Source organism: Pseudomonas corni, assembly GCF_057128765.1.
Map to the genome: position 1 here is coordinate 114,871 of NZ_JBSKHW010000014.1, position 19,406 is coordinate 134,276.

Genomic DNA, 19,406 nt, shown 5'->3' on the forward strand with positions numbered 1-19,406 from the left:
TGAGCAAACGCTGCCGCAGCATCTAAGCGCAGAAACATGACTGATCGAAGATAAGTTTATCCGGGCGACAACTACTGATTTAAATCATAAAAGATGCAAATCAGCAGGATTTTTCACTGAAAGTGATTCTATAGGAGCGCGCTTGCCCGCGATTGCGGCATGTCAGTCGAACACACTGGCGCAGGTGGATCGAGTTCGCGGGCAAGCGCGCTCCTACATAAGATGCTTAAACCAATAAGGTCCACAACGCGAACCCGGCATACCAGACAATCGCCGCACGGATCAGCAATTCCCACAGCACGTCCAGACTGCTGACACCTTCGACGCCCATCACTGGCGCTGGCACTTCACCCGCGACGCAGCCGACTTTGGTGATCAAGTTGGCTGCGCTGATGTTCCAGTTCAGCAGCTCATGCAACATCACGCGGCTGACCGCGACGAAATTACCCACCAGTGCAAAGCTTGCCGCCAGCAGCCGAACCGGAATCCAGTCAAACGCATGACGCAGCTGCGACGCGCGCTCAACTAACGCAGGTGTCTTACCGTGCTCGGCGGCCAGCGCGAGCAGCCGATAGCTGAGCGCAGCGACCGGGCCGAGCAGGAAATACCAAAAGATCACAGCAAAAAAGCCCTGATAAATCTGCCACAGCAGAAAACTCTGCACGCCCTGCAAAAGTTGCTCGCTGTTGTCTGCCTCAACACCCAGATCACGCTCGGCCACCAATACCGCAGCTTCCTGATCGCCTCGACGGCAGGCATCACGAAACGGTCCAAGATCGCCTTTCACATCGCCTCGGCCCAGGCTGTAAATCAACACCAGCAAATGAATCGGCAATGCCAGCCAGCCATAAGCAACTGAACCCAGTACCACCAGAATCAGCGCCAATACCAAAACCGGCACCAGCACCATCAGCGCCAACATCATCCATGGCTGCCTGGCAGTGCGCGGACTGGATTCAAGCCGACCCAGCTGACGCAACCAGGGGCCGTCGCGCTGAACACGTTGGCGCAGGGCGGAAAACTTTTCGATCCACACGGCCAACAGCAACACCAGAAAACTCATTCACTTTTCCTCATTTACAAATCTTCAAAGCCGTACGAAACCGCGCCCAGTCAAAGCATGGACCCGGATCGGTCTTACGTCCCGGCGCAATGTCACTGTGCCCGCAAATCCGATGCGCTGTGATCGCGGGATAAGCAGTCTGCAACTGCTGGGTCAGATGAATCAGGGCGGTGTATTGGGCGTCGGTGAAGGGCTGATCATCCGTGCCCTCTAGCTCAATGCCGATAGAGAAATCGTTGCACGTCTCACGCCCTTCGAAACTCGACACACCGGCATGCCAGGCGCGGTCGAGACAGGAGACGAATTGCGTCAGCTCGCCATCGCGCTCAATCAAAAAATGCGCGGAGACGCGTAGGTCAGCGATGCAATCAAAGTAGGGATGTTCGGTGACGTCCAGTGTGTTTTGAAAAAACGCCTGGACCTTGCCGGTCTTGAATTGGGCGGGGGGCAAGCTGATGTTATGAATCACCAGCAGCGAGATTTCGGCGTCAGGCCGTGTATTGAAATTGGGCGAAGGGCAATGATGCGCGCCGTGGCACCAGCCTGTGGCGGAGTCCAATCGCATGAAGGTTCCTTGAACGGTCTATCGACAGCCGCCAGTATGCCCGCGATGGGAAGAATTGTGGGGAGGGAATCCTGAATCGCCGATTCTGGCCGGAGGCCGTAGGAGCTCTCGGAGGTGACGACGGCAGCGATGGGGCGCGAAGCGGCCCTGAATCGGCCAACCGTTAAATACCTGAAACCCTTGTTGGACAGAGTTTACTGCCGGTTCCCGGCAGATCGTCGGCAAGCCTGACTCCTACGCCTTCGGCAGAAGCCCGGACTTACGTGTTCTTGAGCTTACGCAAATTCCCCAGCACCGAATCCAGCGCCCGGTCGAACAACAGCGCATCGTCCAGCACGCGGATAGAGCCGCGACGGAACTCCACCGCCAAGCCCATGCGGGTCTTTTCCAGCACTTTCATGCCGGTACGATTGACGAACACGTAGCGCCCACTCGGCTCGACAATCGCGGCCAGCTTGCAGCGCAATTTGTGCTCTTCGTCTTCCTGGATTTCGATCCAGCAACCCAAGCGCAGCGTGTCAACCTGCAACAGGCCCGGATCATCGGCGGGCAATTGCAAAGCAGGTTCGCTGAGCATTTGCTCACCAGGGGCAATCAGTACGATCTCTTCAACCACCGCCATCATCGGCAGACCGGCGGGTGCCTCAGACTTCGTGGTTTCAGCGTTCTCGTCAGAAGCCCGGGTAACATGATGGAACGCCTGAACATGCAGCGCCTCAAGCTGACTGAAGAAGTCGCTCGTCGCGAACGGGTCGAACGCCGCGCTACTCAGGCCATCACGCAGAGACTTCAACAACCCCGGCACCAGATCGAGTAATCGCTGACGGGCCTCGGGCTCATCGTGGGCCTCGACGCTCCAGATCAGATCATCCATCGCGATCAAACCGGCCTGCCATTCAGCCGATTCGTAGCCATGCTTGAGGCAAGTGAGCAAGAGCACTTTGCTCCACGCTTCCTGCAACAGACGCACGACCACTTCGGGCAGCGTTTTGCCCAGCAGGCGCTCATTCAGCGCCTGTTGCACCCGCTGCCTGGCCATCTCTGCCAGCGCGCGGCCTTCTTCGGCATCGCGGGTCCGCTGTTCGAGCAATTCGCTGCGACGTCGCTCATCACCGGTGAAGGCGAGGAAATCTACCAGCAGCTCGGTGAATATTTGCGGGTCATCGACAAAGTCATGCAGCAGCCGCTGCACGATCTGATCGATACGCGAGTAAAGAGAGTCTCGCTGGCTGTCGTCACGCCCGCCCCAGCCCAATGCCGCCGAAGCAATTTCGTTGAGCAAGCGCCGCGCCGGATGACTGCCGCGGCTGAAAAAACTCTTGTCGATGACCGCGATTTTCAACATCGGGATCTGCAAACGACCAATCAGCGCGCGCAGCGAACTGGGCAGATTTCGATCATCGAGGATGAACTCAAACAGCATCGCGATCAGGTTGATCACGTCCTCGTCCACCACGCCCACGACGCGAAATTTTCCGCTCCTGACGCTGACCCGGGTGATCAACTGCTCCAGCTGCGTACGCAAATCGAAGTCGTCGGGCGTATCGGACGTGGGGACGTATTGCTGCAAGTGAGACAGCAGCCGCAACAGGTCGGGGCTGGAAATCGGGCGGGCTTCGCCGTTGGTGTCTTTGCGCGTCGTCAGATTGCCACGCACATGCACCAACAACTCCTGAAGCGCGCCAAATACTTCCTGCACGCTCTTATCGAGACTGGCCGTCGCCTGCGTCAGTTCTGCGGTTTCAGCACGCTGACCTTCTGGCGCACGCGCAGTCGAAGTCGAGCGATCGGTTGAACGACGCGATGGCAAAACCTTCAGCTCGGGTAATACCCCGGCAGCGATCAGCAGTTGGTTAGCCTCTTCGTACAATTGGTCAGCGTTGGTGAGTGCGTATTTTTCAAACAGCTTGAGGATGATCAGCTTGACCTTGATCTCGACCCCAAGGTTTTGGCCCGCTTGCAGAAAGCATTCGCACAGACGCAACGGGCCCAGTGGATTGGACTCATCAGTCAGCGGCTGTGGGATCAACTCATTGAGGCGAGTCGTGACCTGACTCAAGGCGACACCATCGCGACTCAAGACCTTGGTGACCATGGCGTCCACGGCGACGGTTCGTTCCAGATCGTCGTTATGTACCAGCGCCAGTTTGTCGAAGGATACGGGCTCTGCCAGAGTCGGCTCGGCAACCTGATACTGGCCCAGACGCAGGAAGGATTCGAAGAACTTGTCGAGGAAATTGCGCTCGATGCTTTTGCGCTTCAGACGCAGATCACGCATGGCCTCGAAGAAGATGTTTTGCTCGGTGTTGTTGTGCGCCCGGTCGGCCATTTCGAACAGCGTGTCGTCGGCGTTATCGAACAGGGTCTGCAGGCTCTCTTTGAGCTGCTGGGCCGCCTTGTCACGCACTTGCAGAAGAACGACTGGCAGCCGAGCAACTGGCGAAGGCCCCGTATGTTCAGGACCCGCCTTGCTTAAGGGCACCACTTTACCGTCGTTCTGCATCAAGGCCTCCTCTCTGCTACTGCACACACATCTAATACGAACGCTGAGCAATGGACGCATGGGCGCGCCATTCGCTGATAGATTTCGAGGTCCATGGGATAAATCGGGCAAAACGTCAAAGCTATGACGTCAAAACAAGGGGAGTATCTTCGAAAGTCTTTCCGTTCGCCATCACGCGCTTCTCCCCACTGGGATGAATATAGAGGCGAAAAGCTACATGTGTTGCGATAGACCGCGAAAATCGCGTTCTGTCGCACCAGCGGTGAAAAAACCGACCAACTGTCGTCAAACCTTCTGAATGACAGGCGCGGGCAAGGTGGCTGCCCACGGCGATGGCCTTATACTCGCGGCACTTAGTAAGTGGAGTCCGATATGCCCAATCTTCATCTCGCCGCGCTGACCGCAGAAATCGAAGCCAACGTACGCCGTGCGTTGCTTGAGGATGTAGGCACTGGCGACATCACCGCTCAGCTGATTCCTGCCGAACGGCTCGCCGCCGCTACCGTTATCTCCCGAGATGAAGCGGTGATCGCGGGTACCTCTTGGGTCGACAGTGTTTTTCGGCAATTGGATCAGCGCGTCGCCGTCCACTGGCAAGTCAGCGACGGTGACCGGGTCAAACCTGACCAGCCGCTGTTTCATTTAGAAGGACCCGCTCGCTCCTTGCTCACCGGCGAACGCAGCGCTTTGAACTTCCTGCAGCTGCTGTCAGGCGTCGCCACCCGCGCCCGGCATTACGCCGATATGGTTGCCGACACCCAGGTCAAACTGCTCGACACACGCAAAACCTTACCCGGCCTGCGCCTCGCGCAAAAATATGCCGTCACCTGCGGCGGTTGCCACAACCATCGCATCGGTCTGCACGATGCTTTTCTGATCAAGGAAAACCACATCGCAGCCTGCGGCGGCATCGCTGAAGCCATCACCGCCGCCCACAAAATCGCGCCCGGCAAACCGGTTGAAGTCGAAGTCGAAAGCCTCAGCGAATTGCAACAAGCACTGGACGCCGGCGCCGACATCATCATGCTCGACGAACTGAGTCTGGACGACATGCGCGAAGCCGTCCGCCTCACAGCAGGCCGAGCGAAGCTTGAAGCCAGCGGCGGTATCAACGAAACGACCCTGCGCACCATTGCCGAGACGGGCGTGGACTACATCTCGATCGGCACGTTGACCAAAGATGTGAAGGCGGTGGATTTGTCGATGCGGTTGAGGATTTGACGAGATCGCGGCCCCTGTAGGAGCGAACTTGTTCGCGAGGCAAGCGCGAAAGCCGAGAGGGAGCTTGCTGGATCTGTAGCCCGGCTAATGCCTGAGCACGAACTTGCTCGCGAAGAAAACATAAACCTTGTGGGAGCGGACCCGTCCGCGAAGAGGCCAGCAGGCCCACCACAGTTTTTTGTCTCAGGCTTATCTTGGCGTCTTCAAGGCCCGGCCGACACACCGCATTGACCGCCTCGCCAACAAGTTGGCTCCTACAGGGCCCGCGTCGTGGCGGTACCTACTACCATAGAAACGAAAAAGCCCGGTCTTGAGGACCGGGGTTTTCGTGTTTCTGGTGCCGAAAATAGGAATCGAACCTACGACCTTCGCGTTACGAGTGCGCTGCTCTACCGACTGAGCTATTTCGGCGCTCATGTGGCAACGCTAGCAGCGAACATAGCGCTCAGCAAGCTACTCAGTTTTTACCCCGATGAAGCCCTGTAGCCAGAAACGAGGCTGCAAATTTCCGCCAAAATCATGGCCGTATTGCTGCTCCCGCTCATCCAGATGGGGGAAGTCGCGGGCGACAACGTACATCAGAAATCCGACCGCCAATATCATTGTCGCCATCCACCCCCATCGCAGGACCGGCCCACTTGGTTCAGGCGTGACAGACCACTCATGAATGCCCATTAGCCAACCCACCACAATCGCCAACCAGAGTTGCGAATACGGCATGACGATCACGCCATCGACCATCGATTGCGCTAATGCGCCCAGCAAACTGGCGAACAGACAAATACGTAGTAGATCGACTGGCTCGCTAGAAGCTGCGTTCTTTCGGATCAGCATAAGTGTCGCAAGCAGCCCTCGGGCCGCCAGCCATCCAACCAACAACGTCGACGGCACGCCCCATTCACACGCCCATTGCAAAATCGCTTGATGAGGATGGGCTGCAACCGGGTTGTGAATGTCCGCGAAATGCATGGGACCGAAACCCAGCAGTGGACGCTCTTTGATCATCTCCCATGCCTGGTGCCAGATGACCTCTCGGGCAGACAAACTGGTAGTCAGCCGGTCACCAGCAAAGTTGAGCATCTCGATACCAAGAAAACTGGGGAGCAGGCTGAACAAACACCAGAACAGCACTAAGCCAACTGCCGTGGCACCAAGTTGCCAGGAGCACCAGCGTCGGCCATGCGGCCCACAGAGAAAAAGGACCGCCGCCGCGCATCCCATACCTAGCCATGTACCGCGTGTTCCGCCACAGATGGCGATCATCCACCAGCATGCGAGCAACGCGAATATCCAGGTTTTGGTCGAGGGCTTAGATGTATTTAACAGCAGAGGGGCCGCCAGGAGCGGGAGGGTGAAGGTTTGGAACTGGCCGTAGAAGCGAGGGTTGGAAAACCCCTCGAGCAATAGAAGGGTATTGAACGTCGCAAGCCCACTGGTGAACGCAGCAGTCGTGGCAGCAATAAACTGCACGCTTTTGATGGTGCACAGTAGCAAGACGAATGAAATCACTAAGCGATCAAAACTCGCCCCTCGATTTCTACGTTCGAGCGCCACTGCGCAGGCAATACAACAGCTGGCGGTGAGTAAGGAAAACTCCACGAAAGCCCATGTCGTTTGATGGGCGTTCATCACCGAAAGCATAGCGAGACAGAAGATCAGTATTCCCGGCACTCGTTGACGTTGATTCAGTACGGCGGTATTTGGATTATTTGCGAAAAATAGAATGATCGCCAACAAGCAAAGCAGGGCAATCACGCATTGGGAGACACGCTGCCAATTATTTCCCGATATCGAGTTGAAAACCACCGGTGCGAAAAGTAAAAAAAGAAATCCTCCCCCGTAAAACTTGGAAGTTGATGACGTGAAAAAACTCATAGCGCCCTGCCACAGGAGTCGATTACTGAAAATAAAAAAGGCGCCGTTAAGCGCCTTTTTATCAACCGTTAAATCAAGAACCAGCTGCTTTACATAGGATTGGAGTAGTACCTTGTGCTGCCAAGCAGCCGCCGCCCACTGTCCAATTGGTGGCACCAGCCGTGACGACTGGGGTCAGCGTGTAAGTTGATGCGGCAGAAATACCACCGGTTGCTTTCGGCGTAACAGTAATCACACCATCGGCAACCCCGACACTCGCGACGTACGCAGTGGAAGTTGTTGCCGGAATGTCATTCGTACCCAGAGCGCAACCTGTTGGCGTGTTCAACGACGAGATGCACATAGCAACCGCAGTTTTATACGCATCAGCAACAGACGTTACTTCGCTGTAACGAGCTTTCAAAGTGTAGTTCTGGTAAGCAGGAAGTGCTACTGCCGCCAAGATACCGATGATCGCGACTACGATCATCAGTTCGATCAGGGTGAAGCCCTTCTGTACGTTCATCTTCACATTCATATCCATCTCTCCAGGCGTCAATAAAGTGTGCCTTGTATAAGCGAGAGCACATGCCATGCCAAGTTCTGATCTATGCCAACGCCGATGGTCCTACTCAATTTCCAACCTGAAAACTGCCCCCCTTGCGACAGTAACTGACAATTTTTGTCATAAGACCTGTCTACATTTGGCAGCAAAGCCCGACTGCGCTATAAACCACCTATTGTCTGCGTCTGGTGGCTGTAATGACTGATGTCGTCCTAACCGGTTTGGCCAAGCAACTCGTTGTTGCCGAACTGCTCAATGAAAAAACTGCCCAGCAGGCCTACCAACAGTCCCGTCGCGACAAGGTTTCGCTGGTCAATTACCTGGTTCAGAACAAGCTGGTCAAAAGCCTGACGCTGGCCGAGGTGGCGTCGGACCAGTTCGGCATTCCTTTTCTTGACCTCAGCGTGCTGGATAAAGAAAGCCAACCAAGGGGGTTAGTGAGCGAAAAGCTCGTGCGCCAGCACAGCGCCCTGCCTTTATGGCGACGTGGCAACAAGCTGTTCGTAGGCATCTCAGACCCAACGAATCATCAAGCCATTACCGACATCCAGTTCAGCACTGGTTTGACAACGGAAGCAATCCTGGTTGAAGACGACAAGCTTACCAGCGCCATCGATAAGTTTTTCGACAGTCACACCGGGATGGGCGACTTGGCTGACGTCGATCTGGGGCTGGAAATCGAAGCGGTCGATGAAAGCAAAGAAAGCTCTATTGGTGGACAGGATGCAGACGATGCGCCGGTTGTGCGCTTCGTCAACAAGATGCTGATGGATGCGATCCGTCTGGGCTCTTCTGACCTGCACTTCGAGCCGTATGAAAAAATCTTCCGCGTGCGGCTGCGAACCGACGGAATTCTGCACGAAGTGGCGAAGCCACCCATTCATTTGGCGGGACGCATCGCCGCGCGCCTGAAAGTCATGGCGAGTCTGGATATCTCCGAGCGCCGCAAGCCGCAGGACGGCCGGATCAAGCTGCGCATCTCGAAAAACCGCGCGATCGATTTCCGGGTTAACACCCTGCCGACGTTGTGGGGCGAGAAGATCGTGATGCGGATTCTTGACCCGACCACCGCACAAATGGGCATCGATGCGCTGGGCTACGAGCCGGAGCAAAAAGCGCTTTATCTGGAAGCGCTGCGCCAGCCGCAAGGCATGATTCTTGTGACCGGTCCCACCGGCTCCGGTAAAACCGTTTCGCTGTATACCGGCCTAAATATTCTGAACACCGTGGACATCAACATCTCCACAGCCGAAGACCCAGTGGAAATTAACCTGGAAGGCATCAACCAGGTAAACGTTAACCCACGTCAGGGCATGGACTTTTCTCAGGCGCTCAGAGCATTTCTGCGTCAGGACCCGGATGTGATCATGGTGGGCGAGATTCGAGATTTGGAAACGGCTGAGATTGCGATTAAAGCTTCGCAAACCGGTCACATGGTGCTTTCAACACTCCACACCAACAGCGCGGCAGAAACCCTGACGCGGTTACATCACATGGGCGTCGCCGCATTCAACATTGCCACTGCAATCAACCTGATCATCGCTCAGCGGCTGGCCCGAAAACTGTGCCCCCACTGCAAAAAAGAGGCTGACATCCCTCGTGAGGCTTTAATTGCAGAAGGTTTCCCGGAGTCGAAAATCGGCGAGTTCAAGCTTTACTCTCCCGTAGGCTGCGAACACTGCAACGGCGGCTACAAAGGCCGCGTCGGTATTTACGAGGTCGTGAAAAGCACACCGGCACTGGAACGCATCATCATGGAAGAAGGCAACTCCATCGAGATTTCCGAGCAGATGCGCAAGGACGGATACAATGATCTGCGCACCTCTGGCTTGATGAAGGCCATGCAAGGCGTGACCAGCCTTGAGGAAATCAACCGGGTGACCAAGGATTAAGCATGGCGACCAAGGCAGTAAAAGTCAGCGTTTTCACCTGGGAAGGGCTAGATAAAAAGGGAACCAAGGTTAGTGGTGAAATAAGTGGCCACAACCCGCCGCTGGTCAAAGCGCAGCTCCGTAAACAGGGAATCAACCCCACCAAGGTGCGGAAGAAATCCGTTTCGATTTTTGGCAAGGGCAAGAAGATAAAACCGTTGGACATTGCCTTCTTCAGCCGCCAGATGGCGACGATGATGAAGGCTGGCGTACCGCTGCTCCAGTCGTTCGATATCATCATCGAGGGAACCGATAACCCGAACATGCGGGCGCTTGTGGACGACGTAAAGCAGCAGGTTGCTTCAGGGCATAGCTTCGCTACTGCTCTTCGTCAAAAACCTCAATATTTCGACGATCTGTTTTGCAGCCTGGTGGACGCCGGTGAGCAAGCAGGTGCGCTTGAGTCTCTGCTTGACAGGGTCGCGACTTATAAAGAAAAAACTGAGATTTTGAAGGCAAAAATCAAGAAGGCCATGACGTACCCAATCGCAGTTGTCGTGGTCGCATTCATTGTCACCGGGATTCTGCTAATCAAAGTGGTCCCACAGTTCCAGTCAGTATTTGCGGGATTTGGTGCAAAACTCCCAGCGTTTACACTGATGGTGATCGGTCTGTCAGAGGCCGTTCAGGCTTATTGGTACATGTTCCTGTTTGCAATATTTTTCGCCTTTTGGGCTTTCAAACGTGCGCATAAAACATCCGAAAAATTTCGCAACGGTGTAGACCGCGCGCTTCTCAAACTCCCCATCATCGGCCCACTTTTGTACAAGTCCGCAGTAGCGCGCTATGCCCGGACGCTATCAACAACCTTCGCCGCTGGCGTCCCGCTGGTCGAAGCGCTGGACTCAGTAGCAGGCGCAACCGGCAACGTCGTGTTCCGAAACGCCGTACACCAAGTCAAACAAGACGTCTCCACTGGCATGCAACTCAACTTCTCCATGCGCAGCACTGGCGTTTTCCCGATGCTCGCGGTACAGATGACCGCCATCGGCGAAGAATCGGGCGCCCTGGACAATATGCTCGACAAAGTCGCCACCTATTACGAAGACGAAGTCGACAACCTCGTCGACAGCCTCACCAGCCTCATGGAACCCATGATCATGGCCTTCCTCGGCGTCATCGTCGGCGGGCTTGTGATCGCCATGTACCTCCCCATTTTCCAACTCGGAAACGTCGTCTAACCCATGCCCCTCTTCGATTTCCTGGCCAGCTCCCCGCTGGCCTTCATTGTGTGCACGCTTGTCTTGGGCCTTTTGGTTGGCAGCTTCCTGAACGTGGTTGTTTATCGCCTTCCCATCATGCTAATCCGCGACTGGAAAACCCAATCCCGCGAAATGCTGGAACTGCCGCCCGAACCACCTACTGAAACCTTCAATCTGCTGCTCCCCCACTCCCGCTGCCCCCATTGCTCGCACAAGATCCGCCCGTGGGAAAACCTGCCGGTGATCAGTTATCTGGCACTTGGCGGCAAGTGCTCCAGCTGCAAAGCGCCGATCAGCAAACGCTATCCGCTGGTGGAGCTTACGTGCGGGCTGTTGTCAGCGTTCATCGCCTGGCACTTCGGGTTTGGCTGGCAGGCCGGGGCGATGCTGGTGTTGAGTTGGGGTTTGCTGGCGATGAGTCTGATCGACGCCGATCACCAATTGCTGCCGGACGCCATCGTGCTGCCACTGTTGTGGCTGGGTTTGATCGTCAACGCCTTTGGCCTTCTCACCTCGCTGACTGACGCGCTGTGGGGTGCAGTCGCCGGGTATCTGGTGCTGTGGCTGGTGTTTTGGCTGTTCAAGCTGGTGACTGGCAAAGAAGGTATGGGGTACGGCGATTTCAAGTTGCTGGCAATGCTTGGCGCGTGGGGAGGCTGGCAGATTCTGCCGCTGACGATTCTGCTGTCGTCGCTGGTGGGTGCCGTCTTGGGCCTGATCATGCTGCGCTTGCGCAACGTCGAGACCAGCACGCCGATCCCCTTTGGTCCTTATCTGGCGATTGCGGGGTGGATCGCTTTGCTCTGGGGTGATCAAATAACCGCCTCTTACTTGCAGATCGCCGGTTTCAGATGACCCACGTTGTTTCTCAACCCTGGATTCTTGGCCTGACGGGCGGCATCGGCAGCGGCAAAAGTGCTGCCGCGCAGGTCTTCGTCGACCTGGGCATTCATCTGGTAGACGCCGATCAAGCGGCGCGCTGGGTGGTTGAGCCGGGCCGCCCTGCCCTCGCGCGGATCGCCGAGCATTTCGGCTTTGGCGTCTTGCAAGATGACGGCACGCTGAATCGCACTGCGTTGCGCGATCTGATTTTCAAAGAGCCCGAGCAACGCGTCTGGCTCGAAGGCCTATTGCACCCGCTGATTCGCGAGGAAATCACTGCGTATCTGGCCAAGGCTCAGTCGCCCTACGCGATTCTGGTGTCGCCGCTGTTGCTGGAAACCACCCAGCACAAGATGGTGAAACGGGTGCTGGTGATCGATGTGCCTGAGGCGATTCAAATTCGACGCACGGTGGCGCGGGACAACAGCAACGCCGAGCAAGTCCAGGCGATTCTAAAGGCACAGGCCACGCGGGAGTACCGCTTGAGCCACGCCGATGACGTGATCGTCAATGACCGCGACCCGGCCTGGCTGAAAAGCGAAGTCGAGCGACTGCATCACTTTTATCTAACTTTGTGTGGAGGCCAATCATGAGCCAACCAATGACCGTCGATTGCCCAACCTGTGGAGCGCCGGTGGAATGGAAGCCCGAGAGCACCTTCCGGCCGTTCTGTTCTGATCGCTGCAAATTGATCGACCTGGGCGCTTGGGCGTCGGAAGAGCATGCGATTCCGGTAGCGCCGGATGCTGAAGACGAGCTGTTTTCCGGCGACTTGGACCCCCGCCAGCACTGATCGAACGCAGCGCCTGATGCAGCAAAACGTCAGGCGCTGCCATCGTCTTTCCACGGCGCCGACAGGTAGCGCGTGCGGTTGAAGGTTTCCAGCCATTCCGGACAAAACACCACCAGTGCCGTGATCACCATTCCGTTGATGAACGCCTCAGGAAAGATGATCAGCCACAGATAGCCGACAAAATCCTCCAGCCATTCAGGCATCGCAAACAGCCCCTCGAACCACAGCAACCCGATGGCTGACAGCAGACACATCAAGGCGGCCAATGCCGCTGCAAAGAATCCTGAGCAGAAGATGTAAACGAACGGGTTTTTCGGCTGCGCGCGTTCAACAACGATTGAGCAGGCTTCGGTGATCAACACTGGTAACGCGATAAACAGCAGACCGTTGACACCTAGCGCCGCAAGATCCTGACGACCCAACGCTAGCAAACCCAACTGCGCGATACAACCACCGACCAGCGCCAGCGGCCAGTCCAGTACCAGCGTAACGGCGGTCATGCCGATGAAGTGATACGAGACGCCAGTGTCGAAATCACGCCGCACCAACCACAGCAGAAACAGCGCGAACACGGTGCCAAACAGCAAGTGCTGGCGTCGGCTGTCAGTAAACAACTCGACCCACGGCGAGCGCCACACCGCCCAGCACAACACTGGCACATAACAAAGCCAGGCGAGGGTCATGGTGAGTGGGGTGAGCACGTCGGCGCCGATCATGGTATTGGTTTTGTTGGGTTCGGGTCTCAAGAGTTTAGACCCAGAAACGGTTTTGGATTCGTGACGCGGTCAATGTGGGAGCTGCCGAGGCACGAAGGCTGCGATGGCGGTCGTCCGGCAACATTTTCGTTGCCTGGCACTCCGTGATCGCAGCCTTCGGCGGCTCGTCAGCTCCTACAGAATCACGCGGCGTTTTGAGCCGCGCGTCGTGTCAGGTATCAACCCACTTTCCGCTGCGGTGCGCCGTGGACCATGGTGTAGGCGTAATCAACGCCGATGCCGTAGGCGCCGCTGTGTTCACGAACCAGTTCCATCACTGCTTCGTAAGTGTCTTTGTGAGCCCAGTCGCGCTGGAATTCGAGCAACACCTGTTGCCAGGTCACTGGCACCGCGCCAGCTTGAATCATGCGCAGCACCGACATGTCGTGAGCTTCTTTGGTGGTGCCGCCCGAAGCGTCGGTGACGATGTACACCTCATACCCTTCAGCCAGTGCATCGAGCGTCGGGAAGTTCAGGCAGACCTCGGTCCACAATGCAGCGATGATCAGTTTTTTGCGCCCCGTCGCCTTGACCGCTTCCACCAGGGCTTTGTCTTCCCAAGAGTTCATCGAAGTACGTTCGATCGGCTGTTGATCCGGGAAAACGCCCAACACTTCTGGCCAGATGAAACCGCTGAAGCTCTTGGTTTCGACCGAGGTGAGAATGGTCGGCACGTTGAAAATCTTCGCTGCCTTGGCCAGACCGACCGTGTTGTTCTTCAGGGTCTGGCGATCAATCGACTGCACGCCGAAGGCCATTTGCGGCTGGTGGTCGATGAGGATCAGGGCAGAGTTGGTTGGGTTCAGCAGTTCGCGGATAGACATGGGATGTTCCTTCAAGTGATGAGTGCGTAATGGATTAGCCGTTCAGCTCGCTGAGCTGTTTGCTTGCTGGCTTGGGAGTAAAATGTACGGGCTGGCAGATATCGAAACAATTCCCTAAACTTGAGACTCATTGGTTCTTTTTTGGGGACGTAGATGGATCGCATTGATTGCATGCGTACTTTCGTGACCACGGTGAACGAAAACGGGTTTGCCGCCGCGGCCCGTGCGCTGGACGTGCCACGGTCGAAAGTCAGCAAACAGATTCAGGCGCTGGAAGAAGCCATCGGTGTGCAATTGCTGCAACGCACCACGCGCAGCCTGCATCTGACAGAAGCTGGCGCGGAATACTACGAAGCCTGTCGTGACGTGATTGCTTCGGTGGACGAAGCCGAGCAGCGTGCGCGTACCGGACTGGGAGAGATTCGAGGGGTGTTGCGGGTCAACGCGCCGATGTCATTCGGGTTAAGCCGCCTGGGTCCGCTGATTCCAAAATTTCACGATTTGCATCCCGATGTGGAGCTGCAACTGGTGTTCAGCGATCAGCAGGTGGACCCCGTGAAAGGCGGATTCGACGTGACGATCCGCATCGCCAGCCTGCCGGACTCATCAATGGTGGCGCGCTCGCTGGCCCCGGCGCCGAGGGTCATGGTGGCATCGCCTGAATATCTGGCGCGCGAAGGCACGCCGCAGACGCCCAAGGACTTGTCGTCACACAAATGCCTGAGCTACGGCTACCTGCAAAGCGGGGTCAGCCTGCAACTTTGCAACGGCAAGGAGACCCAGCGGGTGCACGTGACCGGGCCCTTGCACGCCAACAACGGCGACATTCTGTGTCAGGCGGCGGAAGCAGGAATGGGCATTGCGCTGTTGCCGGACTTCATCATCGAAAAGGCCTTGGCTGCCGGACGCCTGGTGCCGTTGCTGTGTGAGTGGAAAGCGCCAGCGATTACCATCAATGCGGTGTATCCATCGGCCAGACGCGTGCCGTTGAAGACCCGCGCGTTCATTGATTTTCTGGTGATGGAGTTGGCGGTGGATTCACCGGCCTGACGCTGGCGAGCAATGGATTCTGTAGGAGCGAATTCATTCGCGAAGGGCGTTTCGGGCCCACAGAGATGGGTCCGACCTGCTGGCCTCTCGCAAATAGATTCGCTCCTACAGAGTTACCGTGAAGATCGCTATTGAACCGCAGCGCTTGGCCGTTCCCCCGCCAACCCCTGCGCCAGACTCGCCAGCACCATTTCACCCATGCGCGTGCGGGTCTGCACGGTGGCGCTGGCGCGGTGCGGCTGCAGGATCACGGTTTCCAGGTCGAACAGCTCGGTCGGCACGTTAGGCTCATCGACGAACACATCCAGCCCGGCGCCAGCAATCGAGCCGGTCTTGAGCGCCGCCACCAGATCCGCCTCATTGACCAGACTGCCGCGCGCGACATTGATCAAATAACCCTCCGTCCCCAACGCTGCCAACACCTGGGCGTTGATGATCCCTTTGGCCTTGTCAGCCGCCGCCGCAACGATCAGTGCATCGCTGTTGCGCGCGAGCTCCACCAGATCAGCAACGAACGAATAAGGCACGTCGTCCATGGCGCGCAAATCGGTGTAACTGATCGGACAGCCAAACGCTGCAGCGCGAGTGGCGACGGCGCGCCCTACCCGGCCCAGCCCGACAATACCAATACGCATGCCGCTGAACTGCCGCGCCAGCGGAATCGGGGCCAATGGCGTAGGGCTTTTAGGCCACGCGCCGCTGCGCACATAACGATCGCCGGTGCCCAAGCCGCGCGTGGCAGAAATCAGCAGACCGATGGCCAGATCCGCCACGTCTTCGGTCAGTGCGCCAATGGTCGCCGTGACATGAATTCCCCGGTCCCGCGCATAGGCCAGGTCCACCGCATCGGTGCCCACGCCATTGACCGCGATCACTTCCACGGCGGGCAGCTGCTCCATCACCTCACGGGTGATGCCGGTGTGGCCGCCAGTCACCACGCCACGAATGTTGGCGCCATGCTCGCGCAAGTAAGCGGCTTTGTCCGCTTGCTGGAAATACGGGCGCACGGTGTACAGCTCGTTCAGCCGGGCGTTGATCTCGGGGATCAGGATGGGGCTCAGTTGCAGGATTTCAGGTTTCATCGCGATCTCGCTTATTCAGAAGTGAAGCAATCAGCCACGGCCCACGAACGGCATGTTGGTTGCCATGACGGTCATGTTCAGCACGTTGGCCGACAGCGGTAGATTGGCGATATAGCGCACGGCATCGGCGATGTGTTTCACGTCGATCATCGGCTCTACGGCTGTCTCGCCATTGGCCTGGCGCACACCCTTGGTCATGCGCACCGACAGCTCGGTCAGGGCGTTGCCGATGTCGATCTGGCTACAGGCGATGTTGAATTCCCGGCCATCCAGCGCGATTGCTTTGGTGATGCCGGAAACAGCGTGTTTGCTGGCGGTGTACGGCGCGGTAAACGGGCGCGGGGTGTGCGCGGAAATCGAACCGTTGTTGATGATGCGACCGCCCTGGGGCGACTGTTTGCGCATCAGGCCAAACGCGCCACGGCTGCACAGAAACACGCCTGTGACGTTGGTTTCGATCACGCTCAGCCATTTCTCGACCGGCAGCTCATCCATCGGCACGGCAGGCGCATTGACGCCCGCGTTGTTGAACACCACATCGACGCGGCCGTAGACCTCTTCAATCGTTGCGAACAACGCCTCGACGCTGGCCGGATCGCGCACATCGGTGGACACCGGCAGCACTTCGCCGCCTTGTTCTTTGGCAAGCGCCGCCAGCTCTTGCAGCGGCTCGATACGCCGACCCGTCGCGACGACTTTGTAGCCGTCAGCCAACAAGCCAAGGGCGACCGCACGACCAATGCCACTACCGGCACCGGTGACCAAGGCGACTTTCAGGAGGGAGTTGTCAGTCATTGTTATGTCTCCGTTTCATGGATATCGAGGGTGTCGGGCGTCAGCTTGCGCGACGGCTGCCGACTGTTACTTCAAATTGACCGATGCCTGCGATGCCCGCGGTGATCACGTCGCCCGATTGCAGGGAATCAACGCCCGGTGGCGTGCCGGTCATAATCAGGTCGCCTGCGGTGAGGCGGATGGAGCGAGAGAGGCGGCTGACAATTTCGGCCACCGACCAAATCTGGCTTTCCAGGTCCGAGCGCTGGCGCTCCACGCCATTGACGCTCAACCACAGCGCACCCTGTGACGGGTGCCCCAACTGGCTGGCCGGTTGAATCGGGCTGATCGGCGCAGAACCATCGAACGCCTTGGCGGCTTCCCAAGGTTGGCCGACGGCTTTGGCGGCCATCTGCAAGTCACGTCGCGTCAGGTCCAGGCCTGCGGCGTAACCCCAGACGTGATCCAGCGCGTCTTCTTCTGAAATCTCGAAACCGTCCTTGCCGATGGCAACCACCAGCTCGATTTCGTGGCAAAACTGTTCGGTCAGCGGCGGGAAATCCAGCTCGCCGCTGGCATCGATGACCGAGGACGCAGGCTTCATGAAGAACGCCGGCATCTCACGCGCTTCGTTCAACGAGTCGCCCCAGTGATAATTGCGTCCGAGGCAAAATACCCGGGCCACTGGGAATCGTGCGTCACTGTCAGTGACTGGCAGGCTGCGGACGAGGCCCGGCTCGAACACGTAATTGATCATGATGGCTCCTGGAAAAGATGAATCCTTAGCGACCAGCGTACGGGATCGTCAGCGGCCAAAGTTGGACAAAGCGGTGTTCCAACTGGAGTAAAAACGGACATCGCAGCGCATAAAAAAGGCGTACTTGCGTACGCCTTTGCCCATGGGGGCATAAGGTCACACACACCCGTTTTGCGTTACTGGGCTTTCAATTCGATCCGGTAGATCTTGCCCAACAACAGCGAATAAGAGAGCGTCCCGAGCAGTGCCACGCCGCCGATGAACCAGAAGGCGTAGGCGAATGTTCCGGTGACATGGAGGATTTGTCCGATGACGATCGGCGTGACGATCCCGCCAATGTTCGCCGCCAGACTGGTGACGCCACCGGTCAACCCGATCAGCTCTTTCGGCGCGATTTCAGACACGGCGGCCCATGAGGACGACGCGATACCTTGGGCGAAGAAAGCGATGGTCAGCAACGCGATGCAGACTTCGTTTGAGTCGGTGAAGTTGACCAGCATGATCGACATGCCCAGCGCCGAGCCCACCACCAATGGCAGCTTGCGAGAGAACGACAGCGAGAAGCCGCGACGGATCATCCAGTCCGCAATGAAGCCTGCCAGCAGCACGCCAACCGTTGCGCCAATGAAAGGCAGCACGGCGAAGATGCCCACTTTGACCATCGTCAGATGACGTTCCTCGATCAGGTACGTCGGGAACCAGGTCAGGAAGAAGTACAGCGCAGAGGTGCTGGCAAATTTCCCGATGCAGATCGCCCAGATCTGCCGATACTTCAAGAGCTCGGCAATCTGTGCCCACTTGAATTTGTTTTTGTCCTTGCTGCTTTTGACCAGACCACCGCCGTCTTCGATGTAAGCCAGCTCTTCTTTGCTGACCTTCTTGCAGAACAGCGGATCGCGGTACAGATAGAGCCAGGCAACCCCGAACACGATGCCGACGATGCCGGTGCTGTAGAACACGTGCCGCCAGTCGTAAGTGGTCGCAAGCCACAGCAATGCGCCGGTGAACAGCGCCGTGCCCAGGTACTGACCGCACACATAAATACTGCTCGCCATGCCGCGCTCCTTGGCGGGAAACCACACTGTCACGGCGCGACTGTTGGCCGGGAATGCCGGTGCTTCCATGGCGCCGATGGCCAGACGCAAACCGAACAATGAGGCAAAGCCGCCCGCCATGCCTTGGCAGACTGTTACGGCAGACCATGAGATCAGCGAAGCGCCGTAAGTGAGTCGAGAGCCGAAGCGGTCGGCAAGGAAGCCGGCCGGCACCAACGCAAAGGCGTAGGTCCAGGCGAAGGCGGAGAAGATGAGGCCCATCTCGACTTTGTCCAGACCAAGGTCCTTGGCCATGAACGGTGCGGCGATGGAGATGTTCACGCGGTCTACGTAGTTGATGATCGTGGCAATCAGCAACAGCGAAAGCATGAACCAGCGACGGCGGGTAGGAAGGTGAGCCGGTGCGGCTGCAGCGGGTGCGGCGACACGAGCGTCGACCGCCTGAATGTCAGGGGTGCTCGACATGAGAGTTCCTCATTGTTTTTATTGGTATCGGAGAAGCCAGTCCAAGTTATCGTACAACCACTCAA

Annotated in this window: 18 protein-coding genes and 1 tRNA gene; 7 read left to right on the forward strand and 12 right to left on the reverse strand. The window is 57.3% G+C overall.

Annotated features, from left to right (window positions below; translation table 11 throughout):
- Window positions 1-226 precede the first annotated feature (226 nt).
- The 3 genes from ampE to ACWKV9_RS20845 form a co-directional block, all read right to left on the reverse strand.
- Complete coding sequence (ampE, locus tag ACWKV9_RS20835) at window positions 227-1,063, reverse strand: regulatory signaling modulator protein AmpE (protein WP_483838023.1); 837 nt, start codon at window positions 1,061-1,063, stop codon at window positions 227-229.
- A 10-nt stretch (window positions 1,064-1,073) separates the two neighbouring features.
- Window positions 1,074-1,628, reverse strand: a complete 555-nt coding sequence (gene ampD / locus ACWKV9_RS20840) for a 1,6-anhydro-N-acetylmuramyl-L-alanine amidase AmpD (protein ID WP_483838024.1) — start codon at window positions 1,626-1,628, stop codon at window positions 1,074-1,076.
- 259 nt (window positions 1,629-1,887) lie between these two features.
- Window positions 1,888-4,131, reverse strand: a complete 2,244-nt coding sequence (locus ACWKV9_RS20845) for a DUF1631 domain-containing protein (RefSeq protein ID WP_483838025.1) — start codon at window positions 4,129-4,131, stop codon at window positions 1,888-1,890.
- 372 nt (window positions 4,132-4,503) lie between these two features.
- Here ACWKV9_RS20845 and nadC point away from each other — a divergent pair, with 372 nt between their 5' ends.
- Window positions 4,504-5,352, forward strand: a complete 849-nt coding sequence (gene nadC, locus ACWKV9_RS20850) for a carboxylating nicotinate-nucleotide diphosphorylase (RefSeq protein ID WP_483838026.1) — start codon at window positions 4,504-4,506, stop codon at window positions 5,350-5,352.
- 335 nt (window positions 5,353-5,687) lie between these two features.
- On the opposite strand, the gene ACWKV9_RS20855 is transcribed toward nadC, so the two are convergent.
- The 3 genes from ACWKV9_RS20855 to ACWKV9_RS20865 form a co-directional block, all read right to left on the reverse strand.
- A tRNA-Thr gene (locus ACWKV9_RS20855) sits at window positions 5,688-5,763 on the reverse strand.
- A gap of 42 nt (window positions 5,764-5,805) precedes the next feature.
- Window positions 5,806-7,227 carry an O-antigen ligase family protein gene (locus ACWKV9_RS20860; RefSeq protein ID WP_483838027.1) on the reverse strand — a complete coding sequence of 474 codons (1,422 nt, stop codon included), beginning with the start codon at window positions 7,225-7,227 and terminating at the stop codon, window positions 5,806-5,808.
- Between the two features lie 73 nt (window positions 7,228-7,300).
- Window positions 7,301-7,744: a pilin gene (locus ACWKV9_RS20865; RefSeq protein ID WP_483838028.1), complete on the reverse strand. Its 444-nt coding sequence runs from the start codon at window positions 7,742-7,744 to the stop codon at window positions 7,301-7,303.
- 224 nt (window positions 7,745-7,968) lie between these two features.
- Between ACWKV9_RS20865 and pilB the strand changes: the two genes are divergently transcribed.
- From pilB to yacG, 5 genes are read left to right on the forward strand one after another with little or no spacing between them, the layout of a single operon-like run.
- Window positions 7,969-9,663, forward strand: coding sequence for a type IV-A pilus assembly ATPase PilB (gene pilB, locus ACWKV9_RS20870; protein WP_483838029.1), 1,695 nt, complete (start codon window positions 7,969-7,971; stop codon window positions 9,661-9,663).
- A gap of 2 nt (window positions 9,664-9,665) precedes the next feature.
- Window positions 9,666-10,883 carry a type II secretion system F family protein gene (locus ACWKV9_RS20875; RefSeq protein ID WP_483838030.1) on the forward strand — a complete coding sequence of 406 codons (1,218 nt, stop codon included), beginning with the start codon at window positions 9,666-9,668 and terminating at the stop codon, window positions 10,881-10,883.
- A 3-nt stretch (window positions 10,884-10,886) separates the two neighbouring features.
- Window positions 10,887-11,759: a prepilin peptidase gene (locus ACWKV9_RS20880; protein ID WP_483838031.1), complete on the forward strand. Its 873-nt coding sequence runs from the start codon at window positions 10,887-10,889 to the stop codon at window positions 11,757-11,759.
- Window positions 11,756-12,379: a dephospho-CoA kinase gene (coaE, locus tag ACWKV9_RS20885; protein WP_483838032.1), complete on the forward strand. Its 624-nt coding sequence runs from the start codon at window positions 11,756-11,758 to the stop codon at window positions 12,377-12,379. Before ACWKV9_RS20880 ends, coaE begins: the two co-directional genes overlap by 4 nt.
- On the forward strand, window positions 12,376-12,579 hold the full coding sequence (gene yacG, locus ACWKV9_RS20890) for a DNA gyrase inhibitor YacG (RefSeq protein ID WP_483838033.1): 204 nt from the start codon (window positions 12,376-12,378) through the stop codon (window positions 12,577-12,579). Before coaE ends, yacG begins: the two co-directional genes overlap by 4 nt.
- A 29-nt stretch (window positions 12,580-12,608) precedes the next feature.
- Here yacG and ACWKV9_RS20895 read toward each other — a convergent pair whose 3' ends face one another.
- Both ACWKV9_RS20895 and ACWKV9_RS20900 read right to left on the reverse strand, forming a co-directional pair.
- Window positions 12,609-13,295 (reverse strand): energy-coupling factor ABC transporter permease, encoded by a 687-nt coding sequence (locus ACWKV9_RS20895; RefSeq protein ID WP_483838092.1) that lies wholly within the window; start codon window positions 13,293-13,295, stop codon window positions 12,609-12,611.
- Window positions 13,296-13,513: 218 nt separating this feature from the next.
- Window positions 13,514-14,158 (reverse strand): hydrolase, encoded by a 645-nt coding sequence (locus ACWKV9_RS20900; protein WP_483838034.1) that lies wholly within the window; start codon window positions 14,156-14,158, stop codon window positions 13,514-13,516.
- A 153-nt stretch (window positions 14,159-14,311) separates the two neighbouring features.
- On the opposite strand from ACWKV9_RS20900, the gene ACWKV9_RS20905 reads away from it, so the two are divergent.
- Entirely contained in the window at window positions 14,312-15,208 is an 897-nt protein-coding gene (locus ACWKV9_RS20905) for a LysR family transcriptional regulator (RefSeq protein WP_483838035.1), read from the forward strand.
- 128 nt (window positions 15,209-15,336) lie between these two features.
- On the opposite strand, the gene ACWKV9_RS20910 is transcribed toward ACWKV9_RS20905, so the two are convergent.
- The 4 genes from ACWKV9_RS20910 to ACWKV9_RS20925 all read right to left on the reverse strand — a co-directional run bounded on the left by ACWKV9_RS20910 (window position 15,337) and on the right by ACWKV9_RS20925 (window position 19,341).
- Window positions 15,337-16,290: a 2-hydroxyacid dehydrogenase gene (locus ACWKV9_RS20910; RefSeq protein WP_483838036.1), complete on the reverse strand. Its 954-nt coding sequence runs from the start codon at window positions 16,288-16,290 to the stop codon at window positions 15,337-15,339.
- A 30-nt stretch (window positions 16,291-16,320) separates the two neighbouring features.
- Window positions 16,321-17,085 (reverse strand): SDR family oxidoreductase, encoded by a 765-nt coding sequence (locus ACWKV9_RS20915; RefSeq protein WP_483838037.1) that lies wholly within the window; start codon window positions 17,083-17,085, stop codon window positions 16,321-16,323.
- 40 nt (window positions 17,086-17,125) lie between these two features.
- The gene (locus ACWKV9_RS20920) at window positions 17,126-17,821 is read right to left on the reverse strand and encodes a fumarylacetoacetate hydrolase family protein (RefSeq protein ID WP_483838038.1); all 696 of its coding nucleotides are present in this window, start codon (window positions 17,819-17,821) and stop codon (window positions 17,126-17,128) included.
- A 176-nt stretch (window positions 17,822-17,997) separates the two neighbouring features.
- Entirely contained in the window at window positions 17,998-19,341 is a 1,344-nt protein-coding gene (locus tag ACWKV9_RS20925; RefSeq protein ID WP_483838039.1) for an MFS transporter, read from the reverse strand.
- Window positions 19,342-19,406 lie beyond the last annotated feature (65 nt).

What these genes read in the sequence shown, in the direction of transcription:
- ACWKV9_RS20875 (WP_483838030.1), top strand. Translation starts at nt 9,666, where the DNA reads ATGGCGACCAAGGCAGTAAAAGTCAGCGTTTTCACCTGGGAAGGGCTA.
- ACWKV9_RS20925 (WP_483838039.1), bottom strand. Translation starts at nt 19,341, where the DNA reads ATGTCGAGCACCCCTGACATTCAGGCGGTCGACGCTCGTGTCGCCGCA.
- ACWKV9_RS20895 (WP_483838092.1), bottom strand. Translation starts at nt 13,295, where the DNA reads ATGATCGGCGCCGACGTGCTCACCCCACTCACCATGACCCTCGCCTGG.
- ACWKV9_RS20860 (WP_483838027.1), bottom strand. Translation starts at nt 7,227, where the DNA reads ATGAGTTTTTTCACGTCATCAACTTCCAAGTTTTACGGGGGAGGATTT.
- ACWKV9_RS20915 (WP_483838037.1), bottom strand. Translation starts at nt 17,085, where the DNA reads ATGACTGACAACTCCCTCCTGAAAGTCGCCTTGGTCACCGGTGCCGGT.
- ACWKV9_RS20905 (WP_483838035.1), top strand. Translation starts at nt 14,312, where the DNA reads ATGGATCGCATTGATTGCATGCGTACTTTCGTGACCACGGTGAACGAA.
- ACWKV9_RS20865 (WP_483838028.1), bottom strand. Translation starts at nt 7,744, where the DNA reads ATGAATGTGAAGATGAACGTACAGAAGGGCTTCACCCTGATCGAACTG.
- ACWKV9_RS20900 (WP_483838034.1), bottom strand. Translation starts at nt 14,158, where the DNA reads ATGTCTATCCGCGAACTGCTGAACCCAACCAACTCTGCCCTGATCCTC.
- ampD (WP_483838024.1), bottom strand. Translation starts at nt 1,628, where the DNA reads ATGCGATTGGACTCCGCCACAGGCTGGTGCCACGGCGCGCATCATTGC.
- ACWKV9_RS20920 (WP_483838038.1), bottom strand. Translation starts at nt 17,821, where the DNA reads ATGATCAATTACGTGTTCGAGCCGGGCCTCGTCCGCAGCCTGCCAGTC.
- coaE (WP_483838032.1), top strand. Translation starts at nt 11,756, where the DNA reads ATGACCCACGTTGTTTCTCAACCCTGGATTCTTGGCCTGACGGGCGGC.
- ACWKV9_RS20910 (WP_483838036.1), bottom strand. Translation starts at nt 16,290, where the DNA reads ATGAAACCTGAAATCCTGCAACTGAGCCCCATCCTGATCCCCGAGATC.
- pilB (WP_483838029.1), top strand. Translation starts at nt 7,969, where the DNA reads ATGACTGATGTCGTCCTAACCGGTTTGGCCAAGCAACTCGTTGTTGCC.
- ampE (WP_483838023.1), bottom strand. Translation starts at nt 1,063, where the DNA reads ATGAGTTTTCTGGTGTTGCTGTTGGCCGTGTGGATCGAAAAGTTTTCC.
- ACWKV9_RS20845 (WP_483838025.1), bottom strand. Translation starts at nt 4,131, where the DNA reads ATGCAGAACGACGGTAAAGTGGTGCCCTTAAGCAAGGCGGGTCCTGAA.
- yacG (WP_483838033.1), top strand. Translation starts at nt 12,376, where the DNA reads ATGAGCCAACCAATGACCGTCGATTGCCCAACCTGTGGAGCGCCGGTG.
- ACWKV9_RS20880 (WP_483838031.1), top strand. Translation starts at nt 10,887, where the DNA reads ATGCCCCTCTTCGATTTCCTGGCCAGCTCCCCGCTGGCCTTCATTGTG.
- nadC (WP_483838026.1), top strand. Translation starts at nt 4,504, where the DNA reads ATGCCCAATCTTCATCTCGCCGCGCTGACCGCAGAAATCGAAGCCAAC.